Below are 20,210 nucleotides of genomic sequence, written 5' to 3' on the forward strand. Positions count from 1 at the left end.
CCTATTTTATGGCCGATCAGGAGGACGACCTCCCCCATAGCGGGCATTCACGTCGGGACGACCCGACATGCCATGCATAGGGAGTCTGTCGTGGCCTGGGTTTTCCTTTTTCTCGCCGGTCTGTTTGAAATCGTCTGGGCTTTTCTGATGAAAAGCTCCGAGGGCTTCACCAAGCTTTGGCCGTCCATCGGCACCATCGGCTTCATGATCGTCAGCTTTGGCCTGCTGGCAGTGGCGATGAAATCGCTACCGCTGGGAACGGCTTACGCCATCTGGACCGGTATCGGGGCCGTTGGTGCCTTCATTGTCGGTATTACGGTTCTGGGCGAGGCGATTACGCCTATGCGGGTGACCGGGGGTCTGCTTATCGTGTCGGGGCTGGTTGTGCTGAAACTGTCATCCAGCCACTAACGCTTTTGAGGGGAGGCGGGCGAAATGAAGCTGCTCATAGGTCCAAGGCAATATTCCACATGGTCCTTGCGGCCCTATCTGGTTTTGAAAAGGGCTGGTGCCGACTTCATAACGCTCGATGCCCGCTATGATACGCGCGAGCAAAAGGCGGCACTTTCCAAGGTGTCGCCATCGGGGCTTGTCCCTCTACTGATGATTGGCGAAGACGAGATCTGGGACAGTCTGGCCATCAGCGAGTGGGCCGCAGAGACCTATCCAGAAGCCGGTCTTTGGCCAGCAGACGCTATGGCCCGCGCCTATGCCCGCGCGGTCACGGCTGAAATGCATTCAGGCTATCACGCGCTGCGGCACTACTGCGGCACCAGCTATGAGCATCCGCAAGTTGGACCTTCAGTCGCGCCTGCGCCCGAGCATCCCGATCTGTCCGCAGACATCAGGCGGTTGGTCGGTGTTTGGACGCAGATGCGTCAGCGGTTCGGTAGCGAAGGGCCTTGGCTGTTCGGGCGCTGGTCTATCGCCGATGCCCTTTTCACGCCTGTGGCTGCACGGGTGCGTCATTTCCAGCTTGATCTGGGTGCGCACGGGGACGACCAGAGCATTGCCAAAACCTATGCCGCGACTTTGCTGTCCAATCCCGATTATCTGGAATGGGAAAAGGCCGCTAGCGTCTGAAAGATTGGAACTTTCGACAGCTAAGAGAACGATGTTTTAAAACTTGCCCGCCAAAGTCTGTTGGATAACAGGGCGGACAGCATGCGAACAATCGACCGGGGTACGAATTGGGGACGCCGCACACGAGCCTACGCCATTTTAGTGGTGGCGCTGGGTGTCGGGTGGGCACTGGTCCAGAGCAGTTTCTACTAGGACAGGTTTAGTTGCCCGTCGGAGCCTGTTCGGCAAACGCCGTCTGGGTCGGCTGGGGCAGCGGGGGCTGGTAGTCCAGCGACACCGGAATAGCGCGAGCACCGGAAACGACTGCGTCCAGCGTGTTAAGCGGGCCGCCCATCAGGCGCTTGTAGATCCAATAGGCCGCGACCACCTTTTCCACGTAATCGCGGGCTTGCGGCACGTCGATCGTCTCGATCAGCAATAGCGGATCGGCGTCTGTGCCCAACTTGCGCATGGCCGCGATCATCGGTCCGGGGCCAGCGTTGTAGGACGCAACCGTCTTCAGGATATCGCCGCCGAAGCTCTCGATGGACATAAGGCGGTTCAGATAGTCCTGACCCAGTTTCATATTGTGCGACGGGTCCAGCAGGCGTTGCGGCTGGCGGGTATAGGACTGATCGCCGGTCATATAGGCGGCTGTCGACGGCATGACCTGCATGAGGCCATAGGCACCCGCGCCCGAACGGACACCGGGGTCAAACGCTGACTCCTTGCGGATCAAGGCGTACACAAGGGCCTGATCAACCGTATAGCCACCCTCTGGGAACAGGGTCGGCATCGGATAGTCGGCAACATCGACCGACGATGCGGCGCGCTCGGCGGCGCGACCGGGGGCAACCAGATTATACAGGCCTGCCCACATTTGCCGGGCTTGCAGATCGCGCGAGCGGCGAAGACCTTCTCGCGCGGCCTCGGCGGCATCCGAACGGCGACCCACTTCATACAGAGCCAGCGTGCGGCGCGCAGTCTCGTCCTGATGGACAAAGGCGTTCAATGCGCGACCGTCCACCTGAGGGGCGGTCTCCCCACCACCAGCGGATCGGTTGACGGCGTAGTAGGAGCGCGGGCCGGTATTGTTGATCACCAGTTCCTGCCCCAGCTGGTGCAGGGCAATCTGGCCATAGAAGGTTGCGGGCCAGCGGGCAGCCTGTTGCAGCAGGGGCTGGACGCGGTCCTGACGGCTGGTCTGGGCTGCGGCGCGCGAGGCCCAATAGGCTGCGCCCGCGCGGACCCACGGGTCTTCAGTCGGATCATCCAGCACATGCTGGAACGCGACGTAGGCGTCGTTGAAACGGCTCATACGCCACGCGGCCATGGCCGAGGTCCACCAGTCCCCCAACTCGATGCCCGTATCGTAGGCACCTTGAAGATCGTCATTGTTCAGCATGACGCGGGCGGCACGCGACGGATCGATAGAACTTTGTCCGGCGCGGGTCACGCTGTCCCAAGTGCGCGTCAGGAAACCGCCCGGACGCGGGGGCGGGGTGACGCCGTCGGGCAGGCGACGCATGGCCAGGCTATAGACCCGCTCGGCCATCGGTAGGTCCGAGAAGTTCTGAAGCCAGATGACGAGTTCGTCGTAGGTGGCGACATGGTTCGCGTGGAAGAGGCGCTCGAACTCCAATTGCCCCAGCAGGATGCGATCTTGAACACGCTGGGCGCTGGCGCGGGCGGTCTCCAGATCGCCGCGACGCAGGGCATCGAAGGCGGTGGTGTAGGTCAGGCGATCCGCGCTGCTGAGGGCCGACGGCGAAGATTGATCGGCATCATAGGGCACAGCGGAAGACGCAGCCGCTCCCGTCGCCACATCGGTCGCTTCAGTCGCTGCGGATGGCGTTGCCAGTGCCAGCGGCGCGAGCAGTGCAATCAGGGCCAGTGCGGATTGTGGGCGGGATACAGAAAATCGAAAGGCGCACTGCGCTCTGTTGTCGAACTTCATGAGCGCGGAGGCCCCCTTCATCGGCGTACTGACGGTTTTGCGAACCGGACAGATCGCTCTGTGGATTGGTCACCAGATCGGGGAATAATGCCCGTTTTTGGACATCCACTCAACTTTTTAAGGTTACAGCTTGGCCGTTACGGCAAGCATATCGCGCCAAACGGCACCCTTGGCGAGCGGCTGTTGCAACAGGAAACCGGGGTGGAAAGTGGTCATAACGGGCAGGGCGGAATGCCCCTCCGGCGTCCACTCCTTCCACTGGCCTTGGAGGCGTAACAGGCTCTCGTTACTCGACAAAATCCCGCGAACAGCGACTGCGCCGATCAACAGCACAGCTTTAGGCTGAATGAGCTGGATGGCGCGCTCGATGAAGGGCAGGCAGACGGCCTGTTCTTCCGGTGTGGGAGGACGATTTCCGGGCGGGTGCCAAAAGACGGTTTGCGTCAGATATGTCCTGTCGGCCACACCTGCGGCGACAAGAATCCGGTCGAGCAAGCGTCCGGCGGGTCCCGAAAACGCCTGTCCGGCATTGTCATCGTCGCCGGTCGGGGCGTCCCCGATCACCAGAAGATCCGCATCTGCCGCGCCGCGCCCGAACAACGCGTTGCGCGCGCCCATCATCTTCAGGGCGCATCCGTCAAAGGCAGCGACGGAGGCGATCAGGGCATCCAGGGTGTCAGCCTGCGTGGCCAGTTGCCGCGCCGCCGGAACGCCGGCAGCGGTATTGGTTGTCCCGAGCGGGCCGCGCACCGGCTGTACGGCGGCAAGCTTTTGCACAGCCGCAGGTGTCGGCAGAGCTTGAATAACGGTATGATCAACCGGCTCGTCTAGATAGCAGGCGTCAACGCCCGCATCGCGCCAAAAGGCGAGCAGGGATTCGTAGGCGCCGATATCCGAAGTTTGAGCGTTCATTCCAGTTATAGCCATTAAGCCTTGACCGCCCCCGCGTCACCTACCGATAAGGCTTATAACCACGAAGATATTATGGATTCCGGGGATCACATGACCGAACAAGTAACCGAAGGCGGCGCCAAGAACGCCTGGCAAGAGGCTGTCATCGACAATCTGCCGCCGCTGGAGGCGCTGACCGGTGTCGAGCGCGAGGTCATGGAATATGACGTCGTCATCATTGGCGGTGGTCCTGCTGGCCTGTCGGCAGCGATCCGTCTGAAGCAGCGTGCTGAGAAGGATGGCAAGGAAATCAACGTCGCCGTTCTGGAAAAGTCTGCCGAAATCGGCGGCCACATCCTGTCGGGCGCAGTGATCGATCCCAAGGCGCTGAACGAACTCTTCCCGAACTGGAAGGAAATGGGCGCGCCGCTCGAGACTCCGGTCAAGGAAGACAAATTTCTGGTGCTTGGCCCGGCAGGTCAGATGGGCCTGCCGATGTTTGCCCTGCCACCGTTCATGCACAACCACGGCTGCTACATCGGCTCGCTGGGCAATCTGGCCCGCTGGCTGGGCGAGCAGGCCGAAGCTCTGGGCGTCGAAGTCTATCCGGGCATGGCGGCCAGCCACGTTGTCTGGGGTGACGATGGCCGCGTGAAGGGCGTTGTCGCCGGCGTGTTCGGTATCGACCGCGAAGGCAAGCCGACCGGCGACTTCCAGCCGGGTATCGAACTGCACGGCAAATATGTCTTCATCGCCGAAGGCGTGCGGGGTTCGCTGGCCAAGACCATCATGGCCAAGCACAACCTTTGCGACGCTGCCGAACCGCAAAAGTTCGGCATCGGCATCAAGGAGCTGTGGCAGATTCCGGCGGAAAACCACAAGCCGGGTCTGGTGCAGCACACCACGGGCTGGCCGCTGGATGACAAGACCGGCGGTGGTTCGTTCCTGTACCACTTCGGCGACCGCTATGTGTCGGTCGGCTTTGTGACGCACCTGAACTACAAGAACCCGTACCTGTCGCCGTTTGACGAGTTCCAGCGCTTCAAGCACCACGAGTCGGTTGCGCATCACCTCGAAGGCGGCACCCGTATCTCCTACGGCGCACGTGCCATCACCGAGGGCGGTTTCCAGTCGGTGCCGAAGCTTGCCTTCCCGGGCGGCGCACTGATCGGCTGCTCGGCCGGTTTCGTGAACGTGCCGCGCATCAAGGGCAGCCACAATGCCATGAAGACCGGCATGCTGGCTGCTGATGCCGCCTATGATGCCGTCATCGCTGGTCGCGAGGGCGACGTGCTGGAAGCCTATGAAGCGTCCTACAAGACCTCGTGGGTCTATAAGGAACTTAAGATCGTTCGTAACGCCAAGCCGCTGCTGACCAAGTTCGGCACCATGCTGGGCGGCGCGATCGGCATGTTCGACCTGTGGGTGAACCACCTGACGGGCGGCTTCTCGTTCTTCGGTACGATGAAGCACCACAAGACGGATGCGGCCTCGACCGAACCGGCCTCGATGCACAAGCCGATTGCCTATCCGAAGCCGGACGGCAAGCTGTCGTTCGACAAGCTGTCGTCGGTGTTCATCTCGAACACCAACCACGCCGAAGATCAGCCCGCTCACCTGAAGCTGCTGGACCCGTCGGTGCCGATCAACGTCAACCTACCCAAATATGGCGAGCCTGCTCGTCTGTACTGCCCGGCGGGTGTGTACGAGGTAGTTTACGCCAATGAAGCCGAAAAGACCGATCCGCGCTTCGTGATCAACGCCCAGAACTGCGTCCACTGCAAAACCTGCGACATCAAGGATCCGTCGCAGAACATTGTCTGGACCACGCCGGAAGGCGCAGGCGGCCCGAACTATCCGAACATGTAATCTGGCATGTAAAGCCCTGTAGGGTTTGAATGTTTTAAAGGAGGCGTTGCGATGTTCGCGACGCCTCCTTTTTTGTGCGCGGCGGGTTACGCCACCTTGCCGACCGCACAGAAAAAGTGAACTGTCGGCCGTATGATGCCTATTCGCCCTCTTTTGCTGACCGTCTCTGTCGCTGCGCTGATCGTGGCGTCTCCCGCTCTGGCGCAGGAGGTGCAACCGGTTCCCGCTCCCGAGCCGTCGCAGGTGCCGCTGATCCGTATGGCCCCCGCCGAAGACGAACAGGTCGAAGAGCCGCAAGAGCAGGGCGAGGACGGAGAACCCGCGAGCACGGAGCTTCCGCCCGAGCCGGTGGTCGCCATTCCTCAGGAATGGGCTCCCGTTCCGACCACGCCGGAAGGCCGCAGTGCCTACGGTTACTACCTTGCGGGACGCTCGGCTTTGGCCTCGGGCGATACGCAGCAAGGTGCGGTCCTGCTTCAGCAGGCGAACCGTCTGACCCCCGAGCAGCCCCGCCTTCGCGAACAGGCATTTACCGCTGCTATTCTCGCAGGTGACCTGAAATTCGCAGCGGGCATTGTTCCGGATGCGCCGGGGGTGTCACCGACCATCACCGAAGCGGGTCAACTGATCCGTGGCATTGAAACCTATTTGGCCGACGGTGCGCGCAAGGCCAACCGCCTGCTGGCCGAGCGCCCTGTAGAAATGCCGCATGATCGCGCGGCTACCTATGCGCAGGTCTGGATCGCCGCCGAAGCGGGCGACTGGAACCGCGCGCTTGCGGCTCCGCCTGCAGACTTCGACCCCATCAGTACCTTGGTCGCCCGCAGCAACCGCGCGCGCCTGCTCGAAATCCGCCGACGTTACGAAGAGGCCGAGAACGAGTGGAAGGAACTGACCGCGCATGCCGTGGCCGGAAGCCTGTTCCGTCTTGGATATGGCGAGTTTCTGGAGCGTCGCCGTCGCGGTGAAGAAGCTTTGGCCTTGTACACTGCTGCCATTCAGGCAGGGCAGGCCGAACCGCGCATCTATCTGGCCCAGCAGCGGGTAATGAACAAACAGCGCCCGCCAGCGACCCTGCGCTACCGCGAAGGTGTCGCCATGTCCCTGCGCACCGCCGCAGACCAGATGGTGGCCCAGAACGCCAATGAGTTCGCCGCCGTGTATCTGCGACTGTCACAACAGATTTCGCCCAATGCGCAAACCCAGGCCTACATTGGCCAGACCTTGATTAACGGCAATCTGCCGGGTGCCGGGCGTGCGGTTCTGGCGGAGATTCCGCCCAGCGAGGGACCGCTCTATGCCAACGCCCGTGCCCAGCGCGGCATGAGCTTTGACAAGAGCGGCATGAACGAAGAGGCATTGGCCGAGTTCAAGCTGGCTGCCGAGGCCGCGCCGGACGATGCGCCTATCGTCTATGCCCTCGCCAATATGCTGATCAAAATGGAACGCTTCGAAGAGGCGCTGGAAATCCTCAACGGTCCGCTGCTGAATACTGCTGACCAGATTTACGAAGTCCGCTTCATGCGCGGTGCCGCACTGGAGGCTGTGGGCCGCCGTGCCGAGGCCGAAGCGGAGTTGAACGCCGCCCTCGCTCTGCAACCCAATGAGCCTAGCGCGCTGAACTATCTCGGCTACCTCTGGGTCGAAAGCGGCGAACGCGTCGACGAAGGCATTGCTCTGATCCAGCGCGCCCTGGCCGCTGATCCCGAAGATGGACATTATCTGGACTCGCTGGGCTGGGGCTATTTCAAGAGCGGCAAGCCCGAGCAGGCGCTTGAACCCATCGAAAAGGCCGTGGCCAAGGAGCCGGCCAACGCCGAGATCAACGACCATCTGGGCGATGTTTATTGGGCCTTGGGACGCCAGAAAGAGGCTGGCTTCCAATGGCAACGGGTGTTGACGCTGGACGTCGACGACAAGCGTCGCGCCGAGGTCGAGGCCAAGCTGAAAGACAGGTTGAACCAGCTTCCCTATGACAGGGTTGCTCCGGCGGTCGTGCCCGCTACCCAGCCCTGAGATACCACCCAGACCTGAGACTGAACGCCGCCGATGACTGACACCCTGACCCTGTTGGCCCCCGCCAAGGTCAATCTGTATCTGCACGTCGCGCCGGTGATGGCTGACGGCTATCATCCCCTCGATAGTCTGGTAGCCTTTGCCGATGTCGGTGACCGTATCACGGTCTCGCATGCGCCAAGCTTTAGCTTCGAAGTCGTGGGGCCCTTCGCACAGGGCATCGGCGAGGATGCGGACAATCTGGTGGTTCGCGCTCTGCTGGCGCTGGCATCGCATCTGGGCCGCGATGACCTGCCGTTGGCGATGACGCTGGATAAACGCTTGCCCGTGGCTGCGGGATTGGGCGGTGGTTCGTCCGATGCCGGAGCGGCGCTTCGTGCGGCCAATATGCTGCTGGAACTAGGGTTGGGTGATGAGGTGCTGGAACGGGTAGCCCGCAGCGTCGGTGCAGACGGCCCCATGTGCTATCGCGCCCAACCTGCCTATGCTTCCGGCGTGGGCGAGGTGCTGGAACCCGCCGATCTGCCGGCTCTGCATGCGGTTCTGGTGAACCCGGGCCTGCCGTCCCCCACGGGGGCAGTGTACCGCGCCTTTGACCGCAATCCCTCGGGACGCGCCGATCGACCGCAACCACCAGCCTCGACATCGTCGGTAGATGTTATTGCGTGGCTCGCGGAGCAGCGCAACGATCTGGAAGCTCCCGCCCTTTCGGAAACTCCGGCCATTGGATCGGTGATTGAAGCGCTCTCGGATCTTGAGACCTGCCGCATGGTCCGGATGTCCGGTTCGGGGGCCACGGTCTTTGGACTGTTCGACGATCAAGCCGCCGCGCTGGATGCGGCCTTTGCGCTGGAACGTGACGGCTGGTGGGTACGTCCGACGGTACTGGGCGCTCCGGCTCTGGTCCTCGGATAAACCGTTAAAATCCATTATGGCTAGCGATTAACGGCTTCGTGACATCGTAGTGTTATCCCAGTGCCATGCTGGTCCTGAGCCCAAAACAGACTGATGGTTTCCATCTGACGCTGGCCTCGCTGCCGACGGAAGACCGTCTGCGACTGGAGGCATTGCTGCCGGACGCTGTCATCAACAGTGTGACTGCGGCACCCCATTGGGACTTCGAGCTTTGCGCAAAGAAGGTCAACGAGGTTATCGGCACGACGCCTGATGACGAGGCCACGGGCCATCTTCGGCGCGGGATTATCGCGACATGGTGTCTGGAGCTTCCGCGGCGGATCGCGGCCTACAACCTGCCTGCCGAGGTCTTTGACGCCTATCCCTACTGGCTGGACCGTTTGTCGGGCGAGTTGAGCGAGGGCGAGGGGGCGTATGATCCCGACCATTGGGCCAAGGATGTGCGCTTCGCTATGGGGCTCAGTGTTCCGGCCACCCGCACCCACCTGATCGATCTTTCGTCGCCTGTGGGCCCGGGGCAGGCGCTGCGCCATTCACGCGCTGGCCTGGGTATATCGCCGCCGTTCCGCTGGGTGCTGGCCAAGGGCTGGGGCACGTGGCTGGAAGTCCATACCGAAAGCCGGGACACCGCCGATTTTACTGCCGAAGGCTGGGACCGCGCATGGCTCGCTATGGCGGGCATTCTCGAGAAATACCCCGGGCTGGTGGGGGGGATTGGTTCGAGCTGGTTTTATGATCCGCCGCTCAGCAAGATCAGCCCGCGTCTGGCCTATCTGCGCGAAACGCCTCTGAAAAACGGGGCCTTCATGATCCATCAGGGGCCGGGCGAAATCCACACACAGCGGGCAGGGGCGACTTCCCCGACCCGCCGCGCCTTGATCGAGGCGGGTGAGTACACGCCCCGCTCCTGGCTTATGGTCTGGCCGCGCCGTGCCCTATTGAAGTGGGCCGCGTCGGAGAGGGCACGTCAGGCGCGCGCTGCCGCCATCATCGAACAGGCCGAAGAAACCGTCGCAATCGCCAGCCCTGCCTGACGCGCCAGCGTAATCACCCGCAACAGGTCCTGCGGCGTGCATCCATACGGCGACGGCTCACGCTCGACATCATGGCCATAGGCGATCAGCCAGCCATTGTTTTGCGCCGTGCGAGCCATCAGGCCTTCGAGATCGTAGTGGGGCAGGCGACGGCTTTCCAAACCGATAGCTTGCAGGTTGTTGCGGTCCGCCTTCCCGAGGTTCACGCCGTCACGCACCCCGCGCGAGCGTTCGAAATGTCGCGCGACCACGGCTTTAGCTGACAGGGCCACATCCCCGAACGGCCAAGCGAACTGGGTCATGCGGTGCCCGTCCAACCGCTCAGCCACCCATTGCGCGTTCCGGCTAATCTGGGCACCCAGCGCCTGTGGAGTGATCCTGAGGGCGCTAACGTGGTCGAAAGTGTGACACCCGACCTCGTGGCCGGCGGCATGCAAAGCCAGAAGGTCCTCGACCGAGAACTGGCGCTTGCCGATATTCTCGGCATCGCACAGCCCGCCCGCGACGAAATAGGTGGCCAATACGCCGTGATCTTTCAGGATCGGCCCCGCCACCTCCCATGCGCTCTTGGGAAAATCGTCGAAGCTGATGCTGAAAACGCCGCCCTCGATCCCCACAGGTACAGGCTGGGTACCCAAAATGCGGGCGGCGCGGCGACGAATAGGATCGATGAGTTCGTGCATAACGACGTTTCTTTACGGCAAAGCTGATTGCTGACAAATGAAGGGGGTTGGTTGCCTTGCCGCGCACGGACGAGCGGCTTATGGTCCGCGCCTCCCGAAATCGGACTGAATGTCGACCCGTGGCCGCAACTGAACCTCTTTCGTTTCAGGACCTGATCCTGACCCTTCACGCTTATTGGAGCGAGCAAGGCTGTGCTATCCTGCAGCCCTATGACATCGAGGTGGGCGCAGGAACGCTGCACCCTTCGACGGTCCTGCGTGCTCTGGGTAAGAAGCCGTGGAAGGCTGCCTATGTTCAGCCGTCGCGTCGTCCGGGTGATGGCCGTTACGGTGAAAACCCGAACCGCCTGCAGCACTATTACCAGTATCAGGTCATCCTGAAGCCGAACCCCGACAACCTTCAGGAGCTGTATCTGAACAGCCTGAAGGCCATCGGCATCGATCCCAGCCTGCACGATATCCGCTTCGTCGAGGACGACTGGGAAAACCCGACCGTCGGCGCATGGGGTCTGGGCTGGGAAGTCTGGTGTGACGGCATGGAAGTCACCCAGTTTACCTATTTCCAGGGCGTTGGCGGCATTGAAGTCGACGTCGTTTCGGGCGAGCTGACCTACGGTCTGGAACGTCTGGCCATGTATGTTCAGGGCGTAGACAACGTCTATGACCTGAAGTTCAACAAGGAAGGCCTGACCTACGGCGAGGTCTTCCTCGAGAACGAGCGCCAGCAATCGGAAGCCAACTTCCACGGCTATGACGTCGCCGGTCTGAAGCGCCGCTTCGAGGACATGGAAGCCGAGGCTTCGCGCCTGCTGGCCATGAAGGGTCCGCAAGGCCAGCCGCTGGTGCTGCCAGCCTATGACCAAGTGCTGAAGGCCTCGCACCTGTTCAACCTGATGGACGCACGCGGTGCCATCGCCGTGGCCGAGCGCCAGTCCTACATCGGCCGCATCCGCGACCTGTGTAAGGCCTGCGCCACCGCCCAAGTCGAACAAGAGCGCCGCGAGGAAGCGGCTGCCGAAGCGAAAAACGCCTGATCATGTCCCAGCTTCTTATTGAAATCTTCTCGGAAGAAATCCCCGCCCGCATGCAACAAGGCGGTGCGCGTGATCTGGAGCGCATGGCGTCCGACGCCTTCAAGAAGGCCGGCCTGACGTGGGAAAGCCTGACCACCTATGGCGGCCCGCGCCGCCTGACGCTGGTGGTTGAAGGCCTGCCTGCCGCGACGCCGGACCTGAACGAAGAGCTGAAGGGTCCGAAAACCTCGGCTCCGGCTCAGGCGCTGGAAGGCTTCCTGCGCAAGACCGGCCTGACGCAGGACCAACTGGTCGAGCGGGATGGCGTCTATTACGCGCAAGTCTCGCAAAAGGGCCGCGCCACGACCGAGGTCGTTGCCGAAACTCTGGACCACATCTTCCACACCATGTCGTGGCCGAAGTCCCAGCGCTGGGGCTCGGGCAGCTTCCGCTGGGTGCGTCCGATCCACCGCATCATCGCCCTGTTTGACGGCGCGGTGATCCCCTATGCGCTGGACCTCGGAAGCACCATCGGTGGTGAGGGCAAGAAGATCGTTGCCTCGAACGTGACCGAAGGCCACCGCTTCATGGGGGCGGGCCAGCCGTTCGAAGTCACAGACTTCGCCGACTACCGCACCAAGCTGGAACGCAATTTCGTCGTCCTGTCGTTCGAGGACCGCAAGGCCAAAGTGCTGGAAGGTGCCAAGGCTGTCTGCGCCGCCAAGGGTCTGGAACTGGTCGATGACATCGGCCTGCTGGACGAGGTCGCCGGTCTGGCCGAATGGCCGACCCCGATCCTCGGCGATATGGACCCGCAGTTCCTGTCGCTGCCGCCGGAAGTCGTGCGCCTGTCGATGAAGGTGCACCAGAAGTATTTCGCCGTCAGCCAACCGGGCGCAGAGGGTCTGGCTCCGCACTATGTCGTCGTCGCCAACGTCGAGGCTGCCGATCGAGGCAAGGCTCTGGCCGCAGGTAACACCAAGGTGCTGTCTGCCCGTCTGAACGACGCCCGCTTCTTCTGGGAAGAGGACCAGAAGGTCGGCTTCGACAAGTGGAACGAAAAGCTCTCGGGCGTCACCTTCCACGCCAAGCTGGGCACGATGGCCGAGCGCGTCGAGCGCATCGCCAAACTGGCCGCCGAGATCGCGCCGCTGGTCGGTGCCGATGCGGTAGAGGCTGAAAAGGCTGCGCGTCTGGCCAAGTCTGACCTCGCCTCGGGCATGGTCGGCGAGTTCCCCGAACTGCAAGGCATTATGGGCGGCTATTACGCCCGCCTCGCAGGCCTGCCGGACGCCACCGCCGACGCCATCCGCGACCACTACAAGCCGCAAGGTCCGTCGGACAGCGTGCCAACCGCACCGCTGACCGTCGCCATCGCTCTGGCTGACAAGATCGACACGCTCGTTGGCTTCTTCGCCATTGATGAAAAACCGACTGGCTCGAAAGACCCCTATGCACTTCGCCGCGCGGCGCTGGGGGTTATTCGTCTCATTATCGATAATGATGTGCGTATCGGTCTCGAGAGCGCATTTGCTAAGCACAGCGAAGAGTTCTCCGCCTCCGTTTATACCGGCGCTATCCTGTCTATTGAGCTGATGCAGTTCTTCGCAGATCGCTTGAAGGTGATGCTGCGTGACGGCGGCGCAAGGCACGATCTCGTTGACGCGATCATAGAAACTCAACAGTCAGCCAGCGGCACGATTGATGATGATCTGGTGCGTATCGTGTCGCGCGTAGAGGCCCTGTCGGGCTTCCTCGCCACCGACGACGGTGCCAACCTGCTGGCCGGTTACAAGCGCGCTTCCAACATCCTCAAGGCCGAGGAGAAGAAGGGCGCATTGCCGTCGGGCGCAGTTTCGACCTCGATGGCCAACCAGCCTGCCGAAGAAATCGCTCTGGCCAATGCTGCCGCAACGGCAGATGCCGCTGTGAACAAGGCGCTGGAAACCGAAGACTTCGCGGCTGCCATGACGGCGCTGGCCCAGCTTCGTGCTCCGGTTGATGCCTTCTTCAATGGCGTCATGGTCAACTCGGACGTGGCAGAAGAACGCGACAACCGGCTCAAGCTGCTGGTTCAGGTTCGCGAAGTCATGGGTCGTGTGGCCGACTTTGGACAGATCGCCGGCTAAACCGGCTATCAGTGTCACACAAGCTTCACACTCGGAACGGCACCCTTAGGGGTGCCGTTTTGCGTTCGGGGCTCTTTTAGTGCCTGCATCGAGAAAAAATGACCTTTTGCTACATCCGATCACGGATTGTGACCGGATGGTGGTGGCCTTCGCAGGTGCAGCGCGATAGAGAGGCGCTCGAAACACGGGATTCCCCTATAATCCCGTGAGACGACCACGGCTCAGGAACGTGAATATGACCAAGTGGGTGTACGGTTTCGGTGGCGGCTCTGCCGACGGCGACGCTTCGATGAAGAACCTCCTCGGCGGCAAGGGTGCAAACCTCGCCGAGATGTCCTCGCTGGGACTGCCAGTCCCTCCGGGTTTCACCATCACCACGGAAGTCTGCACCTATTACTACGCCAATGGTGAGAGCTATCCGGCGGACCTCGAAGCACAGGTCAAGGAAGCCCTCGCCAAGGTTGAGGGCGTGGTCGGCAAGACCTTCGGTTCGGTCGAGAACCCGCTGCTGGTCTCGGTCCGCTCGGGCGCGCGTGCCTCGATGCCGGGCATGATGGACACCGTGCTGAACCTCGGCCTGAACGACGAAACCGTCGAAGGGCTGGCCAAGCTGTCGGGTGACCGCCGCTTTGCCTACGATTCCTACCGTCGCTTCATCACCATGTATTCAAACGTGGTTCTGGGCCTTGGCCACGACCACTTTGAAGAAGTGCTGGACCAGCACAAGGACCGTCTGGGCGTCTCGGTCGATACCGAACTGACCGCCGAGAACTGGGAAAAGGTCGTTGCCGACTATAAGGCACTGGTCGAGCGCGAGCTGGGCAAGGCCTTCCCGCAAGACCCGCACGCCCAACTGTGGGGCGCTGTCGGTGCTGTGTTCGAGTCGTGGATGAACGACCGCGCGAAATTCTATCGCCGCATGCACGACATTCCGGAAAGCTGGGGCACGGCTGTGAACGTCCAGTCGATGGTCTTCGGTAACATGGGCGAGACCTCGGCTACGGGCGTTGCCTTCACCCGCAACCCGTCGACCGGCGAGAACAAGCTGTACGGCGAGTTCCTGATCAACGCACAGGGCGAAGACGTGGTGGCCGGTATCCGCACGCCGCAATCGCTGACCAAGGCTGGCCGCGAAGAGATGGGCGAAACCGCCCCTTCGATGGAAGAAGCCATGCCGGTGGTCTTCGAACAGTTTGTCGACGTGGTGGGCCGTCTGGAAAGCCACTACCGCGACATGCAGGACATCGAGTTCACGGTCGAGCAGGGCCGCCTGTGGATGCTGCAAACCCGTAACGGCAAGCGTACCGCCAAGTCGGCGCTCAAGATCGCCGTTGAACTGGCCAACGAAGGCGTGATCTCGGCCGAGGAAGCCGTCTCGCGCGTCGAGCCTGCGGCACTGGACCAGCTTCTGCACCCGACCATTGACCCGAAGGCCGAGCGCAACGTCGTGGCCAAGGGCCTGCCGGCCTCGCCGGGCGCGGCCACGGGCAAGATCGTATTCGACGCCGACGAAGCCGAACGCGCCGCCCAGAACGGCGACGCCGTCATTCTGGTGCGCGAAGAAACCTCGCCGGAAGACATCCACGGCATGCACGCGGCACGCGGCATCGTCACCGCTCGCGGTGGCATGACCTCGCACGCGGCTGTCGTTGCACGCGGCATGGGCCGTCCGTGCGTCTCGGGTGCGGGCGAAATCCGCATCGACGACAAGTCGGGCACCTTCACCGTGCGTGGCCGCACCTTCAAGGCGGGCGAAGTCATCACCATCGACGGCGGCAAGGGCGAAGTCCTTGACGGTGCCGTGCCGATGATCGAGCCGGAACTGACGGGCGACTTCCAGACCCTCATGGCCTGGGCCGACGATGTCCGCCGCCTGAAGGTCCGCGCCAACGCCGAGACCCCGCTTGATGCCAAGACCGCACGCGGTTTCGGTGCCGAGGGCATTGGCCTGTGCCGCACCGAGCACATGTTCTTTGACGAGACCCGCATCGCCGCCGTGCGCGAGATGATCCTCGCTGACGACGAGGCAGGCCGCCGTGCCGCTCTGGCCAAGATCGCGCCGTTCCAGAAGTCTGACTTCGTGGAACTGTTCACCATCATGTCGGGCCTGCCGGTAACGGTTCGTCTGCTTGACCCGCCGCTGCACGAGTTCATCCCGCACACCGAGGCGGAGATGGATGCACTGGCCTCGACCCAAGGTCTGGACGCCGACAAGCTGAAGCGCCGCGCCAAGGAACTGCATGAAACCAACCCGATGCTGGGCCACCGTGGTTGCCGTCTGGGCGTTGCCTATCCTGAAATCTACGAGATGCAGGTCCGCGCCGTGCTAGAAGCCGCTCTGGAGGTTAAGAAGACCACCGGCGAGGCACCTATCCCCGAGATCATGCATCCGCTGGTCGCGCTGGGCCTTGAGATGAAGTACCTGCGCGAACTGACCGATCGCACGGCCAAGGCCGTGTTCGAGGACAAGGGCGACAGCGTCGAATATCTGGTCGGCACCATGGTCGAGTTGCCGCGTGCAGCTCTGCGCGCTGCCGATCTGGCCGAGCACGCCGAGTTCTTCTCGTTCGGCACCAACGACCTGACCCAGACCACCTTCGGCATCAGCCGTGACGACTCCGGCCACTTCCTGCAGGCCTATCTGGATCGCGGCATCTTCGAAAACGATCCGTTCGTCCGCCTCGACCAGAACGGCGTGGGTGACCTGATCCGCATCGCCGAGGAACGCGGCCACAAACAGCGTCCGGGCATGAAGATGGGTATTTGTGGCGAACACGGCGGTGATCCGGCCTCAATCGCCTTCTGTGAAGAAGTCGGTCTGGACTATGTGTCCTGCTCGCCGTACCGCGTGCCGATCGCCCGGCTGGCGGCCGCGCAGGCAGCCCTTGTGGCCAAGTCCGGCATTGCCCGCGAGAAAGATCGCTAAATTCGGTCACAAGTATTAATAAGAAGGCGACCCGAGTGGTCGCCTTTTTTAATGCCAAAATCCGCCATTATTGGCCGAACGTCGTGTGTGTTTCTAAGTCCACACTGATGACTTCGATGTAACCAATGCAGGAACGGTAAATCCGGAGACCCGTTTTGTTATCCGAGCTGGGACGCAAGGCGTGTTCGCTTTGAGTTTAACTCCAGCAAGGAGAAGTAAATATGCGTAAGTTTGTTATCGCTGCTGGCGCTGTTGCTGCTGTTGCTTTTGGTGGTGCCGCCGTTGCTCAAACCTCACCGGCTGCATTCCAGCAAGGCCCGGTCTATTACGGTAACCTCGGCTATTCGCAACTCGATCAGTCCGATGGCGACCTCGGCGCGATCACGGGCCGCTTCGGTGCCAAGTTCAACCCGAACTTCGGTGTTGAGGGCGAAGTCTCGGTCGGCGTCAAAGACGACGATTTCCGCATCGGCACCGTCGATGGCTCGATCAAGCACGAGTACGATGCTGCCGCCTATGTCGTAGGTACCCTGCCGATTAACGACCAGTTCGAACTGTTCGCCCGCGGTGGTTACGGCACGACCAAGATCAAGGCAGAAGCCGGTGGTCTGTCGCGTGAAGCTGATGGCACCAGCTGGAACTACGGTGCCGGTGCCAACTTCTACTTCGACGCCCAGAATGGCGTCCGTGGTGACTGGACCCGTCGTGACTTCACCGACAGCGATGCTGGCGAAGTCGATGTGTACTCGCTGTCGTACGTCCGTCGTTTCTAAGACGGCAGACCTAAATATCAGCCCGCGTGGATCTGTCCGCGGGCTGATCCTTCCTCCCCCAATGACGGATCAGGGCAGGGCAGCGTGGGGACACGCGCCCGCCCACCATTAGGAGTAATATCATGCGTAAGATGATGATCATGGCAGCTGCTGCTGCCGCTATGATGGCAACCCCGGCTCTGGCTCAATCGGCCTGGAGCATGGACAACGCCCGTGGCTACGGCACGCTGGGCTACAGCTACCTTGAAGACAGCTACACCGGTGCTGTTCAGGGCCGTATGGGTGTCGAACTGAACCGCTATCTGGCTCTGGAGTCGGAAGTCGGTATCGGCGTCAAGGACAAGGACTTCCAGGTCGCCGGCGTTGACGGCACGCTGGAGCACGAGTGGGACGCTGCCGGCTACGTCGTTGGCAAGGTTCCGGTCGGCGAAAACTTCGAAGTCTTCGCTCGCGGTGGCTACGGCCACACTGAAATGAAGCGCACCATCGCCGGTCAAACGACCGACGAGGGTGGTGATCACTGGTCGTACGGTGCAGGCGCAGAGTTCAAGATGAACGCTGACAACGGTATTCGTGCTGACTGGACCCGTCGCGAGTACAAGGGCGACCTTGACAGCGCCGACGCTTACAGCGTCTCGTACGTCCGTCGCTTCTAAGATCGTCTAACGGTCTAGAAATGCGAAAGGCCCGCCTTGGGAAAAGGCGGGCCTTTTTGCATGTTGGTACTGGGAAGGGATCAGGCGGTGTGCAGGACTTCCGGTGCAATCGCCCAGCGCAGCGAGCCTTCGCCGAACGGACGGATGAAGAAGTCGCGATAGCGTTCGAACACTTCGATGATCTTGGACTTGAGGTCCTGAGTAACGGATTCACCGCGCTGACGCTTCATGGCCGCAACACAGTTGATGACCATGTCCTGATGGGCAGAACCGCCCATGCGGTGAAGCACCGTGGCGATGTCGTGTGCCAGCGGATCATTCAGTTTTTCCGCCCAAGGCGAAATGTTTTTCTCAGTCGAAGTCATTACCGGATCCCAACCCCGATAAATTTCCAGTCCCATAGGGATTGCAAAAAAAACCGAACAGTGCAACCGCTGCCTAATGCCTTAGGCTTAGGCGGTGCGTTTATCCTCGCTTTTCAACAACTACGGTACCAGCCGAATAGCCAGCGCCAAAGCTGCAGATCAGGCCCTTATCCCCAACTTCGAAACCATCGTTGTGCAGATGGAACGCAATTATTGACCCTGCGGAAGAGGTGTTTGCGTACTCGTCGAGGATGATCACATTCTCTTCGGCGGTGGGTTCACGGCCCAGCACGCGCTTACCGATCAGGTGATTCATGTTGATGTTGGCCTGGTGCAGCCACAGGCGCTTCAGGCTGTGGGGATCGATGCCGAGAGCATTGGCTTGCTCGACAATCATCTCCGAGACCATGGGCACCACTTCCTTGAACACCTTGCGGCCCTGCTGGACGAACAGCTTGTCGGTCAGGCCGTCGGACGGGATCGGCTCGGCCGTGTCGGTCGAAAGGTGGGTGCGGTTCAGGAAGCCGAAATTATTGCGGATCGCGTTCGAGAACTGGGTTTGCAGGCTGGTGCCCAGAATGGTCCAGCCGCCCGGACCGGCATTAGCTTCGTTCTCGATGATAACGGCCGTCGCGACGTCGCCGAAGATAAAGTGGCTGTCGCGGTCCTTGAAGTTCAGGTGGGCCGAGCAGACCTCGGGGTTCACCATCAAGATGGCCTTGTCGCTGTTGGCGACAAGATCGGCTGCCGTTTTGATGCCGAAAGTCGCCGAGGAGCAGGCGACATTCATATCGAAGGCAAAGCCCTGAATGCCCAAAGCTTGCTGCACTTCAATGGCCATGGCCGGATAGGCGCGCTGCATGTTGGAAGCGGCGCAGATCACGGCACCGATCTCGCTGACCGGCTTGCCCCATTTGGCGATGGCGTCCTCGGCGGCGCGAACAGCCATTTCTGCGAGGATGGAGATTTCGTCGTTGCTGCGGGCCGGAATGCGCGGGGCCATGCGCGACGGGTCAAGGATGCCTTCCTTGTCCATCACGAAGCGGCTCTTGATGCCCGAAGCTTTTTCGATGAAGGCGCTGGAAGAGTGCGATTTCGGCTCGATCTCACCGGCGTCGATAGCGGCGGCATTGGCCGCGTTCCACTGATCGACCCAGGTGTTGTAGGCCGCGACCAGCTCGTCGTTCGAGATCGACTGTTCGGGGGTGTAGAGGCCGGTGGCGGCGATGACGGCTTTATGCACTTTGTATCTTCCTCGCGCTCGCTGGCGCGGTTCGCGTGGGGCCGGATGACCTTATCCCAGTCATGTCGGGTGTTTGCGGCGAACTTCTGACCGTCAGGCGAGCAGGCGTTTCTAAATGTTTGAGTCTATCAATAAGACGGCGGAGGGCTGCGGTCGAGACTTGCTTTGATACCGCGCCACCAACGTCGGATACGGCCACGCGGCGGAGCGGGCAGGGGCGTATCGCGGGCGGCGATCAGGATGTTCACCAGATCTTCCGCCTCGCACGGCCAGCCATCGGGCGTGACATAGACCGGATAGTCGATCAGGGCGGCGTGCATCAGTTCATCCAGCGTGATCTGACGACCGCGCCGCTCGAACGTCATGCGGTCCTCGGTCAGTCCCCATCCGGCATAGAAGGGGCGGCCATAGACGCTGACGGCCTTGCCGCGCATCAGGGCCTCGAAACCGGACAGAGACGTCAGGGTCGCCAAGCGATCACAGGCGTTCAGCAGGTCGATGATGTCCATATCATCGGCCACAGCATCGACCTCGGCCATCGCATGGGCGTCCAGCAGACCGGGGCGGTTGCCCGACGTCACATCCGGATGGTTGCGATAGATCAGGAAGTGGTCGGGATAGTCCGCACGCGCCGCCTCGACCAGGCCGGAGTTGGTGCGGATATCGCCGCAGCCGGTC

At 61.6% G+C, this 20,210-nt stretch carries 17 protein-coding genes; 11 read left to right on the top strand and 6 right to left on the bottom strand.

Annotation, left to right across the window (positions count from 1 at the left end; translation table 11 throughout):
* Positions 1–90: 90 nt before the first annotated feature.
* A complete protein-coding gene (locus OB03_RS06515; RefSeq protein ID WP_461343585.1) occupies positions 91–411 on the top strand; it encodes a DMT family transporter in 321 nt (106 codons plus the stop codon).
* Positions 412–435: 24 nt separating this feature from the next.
* Positions 436–1,083, top strand: coding sequence for a glutathione S-transferase (locus tag OB03_RS06520; RefSeq protein WP_461343586.1), 648 nt, complete (start codon positions 436–438; stop codon positions 1,081–1,083).
* Between the two features lie 199 nt (positions 1,084–1,282).
* On the opposite strand, the gene OB03_RS06525 is transcribed toward OB03_RS06520, so the two are convergent.
* Positions 1,283–3,019, bottom strand: coding sequence for a lytic transglycosylase domain-containing protein (locus tag OB03_RS06525; protein WP_461343587.1), 1,737 nt, complete (start codon positions 3,017–3,019; stop codon positions 1,283–1,285).
* A 123-nt stretch (positions 3,020–3,142) separates the two neighbouring features.
* Positions 3,143–3,931, bottom strand: coding sequence for a uracil-DNA glycosylase (locus tag OB03_RS06530; RefSeq protein WP_461343588.1), 789 nt, complete (start codon positions 3,929–3,931; stop codon positions 3,143–3,145).
* A gap of 195 nt (positions 3,932–4,126) precedes the next feature.
* Between OB03_RS06530 and OB03_RS06535 the strand changes: the two genes are divergently transcribed.
* The 4 genes from OB03_RS06535 (at position 4,127) to OB03_RS06550 (ending at position 9,744) form a co-directional block, all read left to right on the top strand.
* A complete protein-coding gene (locus OB03_RS06535; RefSeq protein ID WP_242914068.1) occupies positions 4,127–5,779 on the top strand; it encodes an electron transfer flavoprotein-ubiquinone oxidoreductase in 1,653 nt (550 codons plus the stop codon).
* 135 nt (positions 5,780–5,914) lie between these two features.
* Complete coding sequence (locus OB03_RS06540; protein ID WP_461343589.1) at positions 5,915–7,795, top strand: tetratricopeptide repeat protein; 1,881 nt, start codon at positions 5,915–5,917, stop codon at positions 7,793–7,795.
* 33 nt (positions 7,796–7,828) lie between these two features.
* Entirely contained in the window at positions 7,829–8,710 is an 882-nt protein-coding gene (locus OB03_RS06545) for a 4-(cytidine 5'-diphospho)-2-C-methyl-D-erythritol kinase (RefSeq protein ID WP_461343590.1), read from the top strand.
* A gap of 65 nt (positions 8,711–8,775) precedes the next feature.
* Positions 8,776–9,744, top strand: coding sequence for a hypothetical protein (locus tag OB03_RS06550; protein ID WP_242913808.1), 969 nt, complete (start codon positions 8,776–8,778; stop codon positions 9,742–9,744).
* Here the strand turns inward: OB03_RS06550 and OB03_RS06555 are convergent.
* Positions 9,678–10,427, bottom strand: coding sequence for a polysaccharide deacetylase family protein (locus OB03_RS06555; RefSeq protein ID WP_461343591.1), 750 nt, complete (start codon positions 10,425–10,427; stop codon positions 9,678–9,680). The genes OB03_RS06550 and OB03_RS06555 overlap by 67 nt on opposite strands.
* Before the next feature lie 119 nt (positions 10,428–10,546).
* On the opposite strand from OB03_RS06555, the gene OB03_RS06560 reads away from it, so the two are divergent.
* From OB03_RS06560 to OB03_RS06580, 5 genes are all read left to right on the top strand, one after another.
* Positions 10,547–11,461 carry a glycine--tRNA ligase subunit alpha gene (locus OB03_RS06560; RefSeq protein WP_461343592.1) on the top strand — a complete coding sequence of 305 codons (915 nt, stop codon included), beginning with the start codon at positions 10,547–10,549 and terminating at the stop codon, positions 11,459–11,461.
* Between the two features lie 2 nt (positions 11,462–11,463).
* Entirely contained in the window at positions 11,464–13,569 is a 2,106-nt protein-coding gene (gene glyS / locus OB03_RS06565; RefSeq protein WP_461343593.1) for a glycine--tRNA ligase subunit beta, read from the top strand.
* Between the two features lie 235 nt (positions 13,570–13,804).
* Positions 13,805–16,495, top strand: a complete 2,691-nt coding sequence (gene ppdK / locus OB03_RS06570; protein WP_242913812.1) for a pyruvate, phosphate dikinase — start codon at positions 13,805–13,807, stop codon at positions 16,493–16,495.
* Between the two features lie 221 nt (positions 16,496–16,716).
* Positions 16,717–17,268: a porin family protein gene (locus tag OB03_RS06575; protein WP_461343594.1), complete on the top strand. Its 552-nt coding sequence runs from the start codon at positions 16,717–16,719 to the stop codon at positions 17,266–17,268.
* 122 nt (positions 17,269–17,390) lie between these two features.
* Positions 17,391–17,924 (top strand): porin family protein, encoded by a 534-nt coding sequence (locus OB03_RS06580; RefSeq protein ID WP_461343595.1) that lies wholly within the window; start codon positions 17,391–17,393, stop codon positions 17,922–17,924.
* An 80-nt stretch (positions 17,925–18,004) separates the two neighbouring features.
* On the opposite strand, the gene OB03_RS06585 is transcribed toward OB03_RS06580, so the two are convergent.
* The 3 genes from OB03_RS06585 to OB03_RS06595 all read right to left on the bottom strand — a co-directional run.
* Complete coding sequence (locus OB03_RS06585) at positions 18,005–18,289, bottom strand: hypothetical protein (RefSeq protein ID WP_242913815.1); 285 nt, start codon at positions 18,287–18,289, stop codon at positions 18,005–18,007.
* Positions 18,290–18,389: 100 nt separating this feature from the next.
* Positions 18,390–19,532, bottom strand: coding sequence for a beta-ketoacyl-ACP synthase III (locus OB03_RS06590; protein ID WP_461343596.1), 1,143 nt, complete (start codon positions 19,530–19,532; stop codon positions 18,390–18,392).
* Between the two features lie 128 nt (positions 19,533–19,660).
* Positions 19,661–20,210: capsular polysaccharide export protein, LipB/KpsS family (locus OB03_RS06595; protein WP_461343597.1), on the bottom strand; the 550-nt coding region annotated here is incomplete at its 5' end.

Source organism: Brevundimonas sp. GN22, assembly GCF_054824005.1.

Excerpts from the sequence above, each read along its gene's own strand:
- OB03_RS06520 (WP_461343586.1), top strand. The coding sequence starts at position 436 with ATGAAGCTGCTCATAGGTCCAAGGCAATATTCCACATGGTCCTTGCGG.
- OB03_RS06525 (WP_461343587.1), bottom strand. The coding sequence starts at position 3,019 with ATGAAGTTCGACAACAGAGCGCAGTGCGCCTTTCGATTTTCTGTATCC.
- OB03_RS06530 (WP_461343588.1), bottom strand. The coding sequence starts at position 3,931 with ATGAACGCTCAAACTTCGGATATCGGCGCCTACGAATCCCTGCTCGCC.
- OB03_RS06535 (WP_242914068.1), top strand. The coding sequence starts at position 4,127 with ATGGAATATGACGTCGTCATCATTGGCGGTGGTCCTGCTGGCCTGTCG.
- OB03_RS06540 (WP_461343589.1), top strand. The coding sequence starts at position 5,915 with ATGCCTATTCGCCCTCTTTTGCTGACCGTCTCTGTCGCTGCGCTGATC.
- OB03_RS06545 (WP_461343590.1), top strand. The coding sequence starts at position 7,829 with ATGACTGACACCCTGACCCTGTTGGCCCCCGCCAAGGTCAATCTGTAT.
- OB03_RS06550 (WP_242913808.1), top strand. The coding sequence starts at position 8,776 with ATGCTGGTCCTGAGCCCAAAACAGACTGATGGTTTCCATCTGACGCTG.
- OB03_RS06555 (WP_461343591.1), bottom strand. The coding sequence starts at position 10,427 with ATGCACGAACTCATCGATCCTATTCGTCGCCGCGCCGCCCGCATTTTG.
- glyS (WP_461343593.1), top strand. The coding sequence starts at position 11,464 with ATGTCCCAGCTTCTTATTGAAATCTTCTCGGAAGAAATCCCCGCCCGC.
- ppdK (WP_242913812.1), top strand. The coding sequence starts at position 13,805 with ATGACCAAGTGGGTGTACGGTTTCGGTGGCGGCTCTGCCGACGGCGAC.
- OB03_RS06575 (WP_461343594.1), top strand. The coding sequence starts at position 16,717 with ATGCGTAAGTTTGTTATCGCTGCTGGCGCTGTTGCTGCTGTTGCTTTT.
- OB03_RS06580 (WP_461343595.1), top strand. The coding sequence starts at position 17,391 with ATGCGTAAGATGATGATCATGGCAGCTGCTGCTGCCGCTATGATGGCA.
- OB03_RS06585 (WP_242913815.1), bottom strand. The coding sequence starts at position 18,289 with ATGACTTCGACTGAGAAAAACATTTCGCCTTGGGCGGAAAAACTGAAT.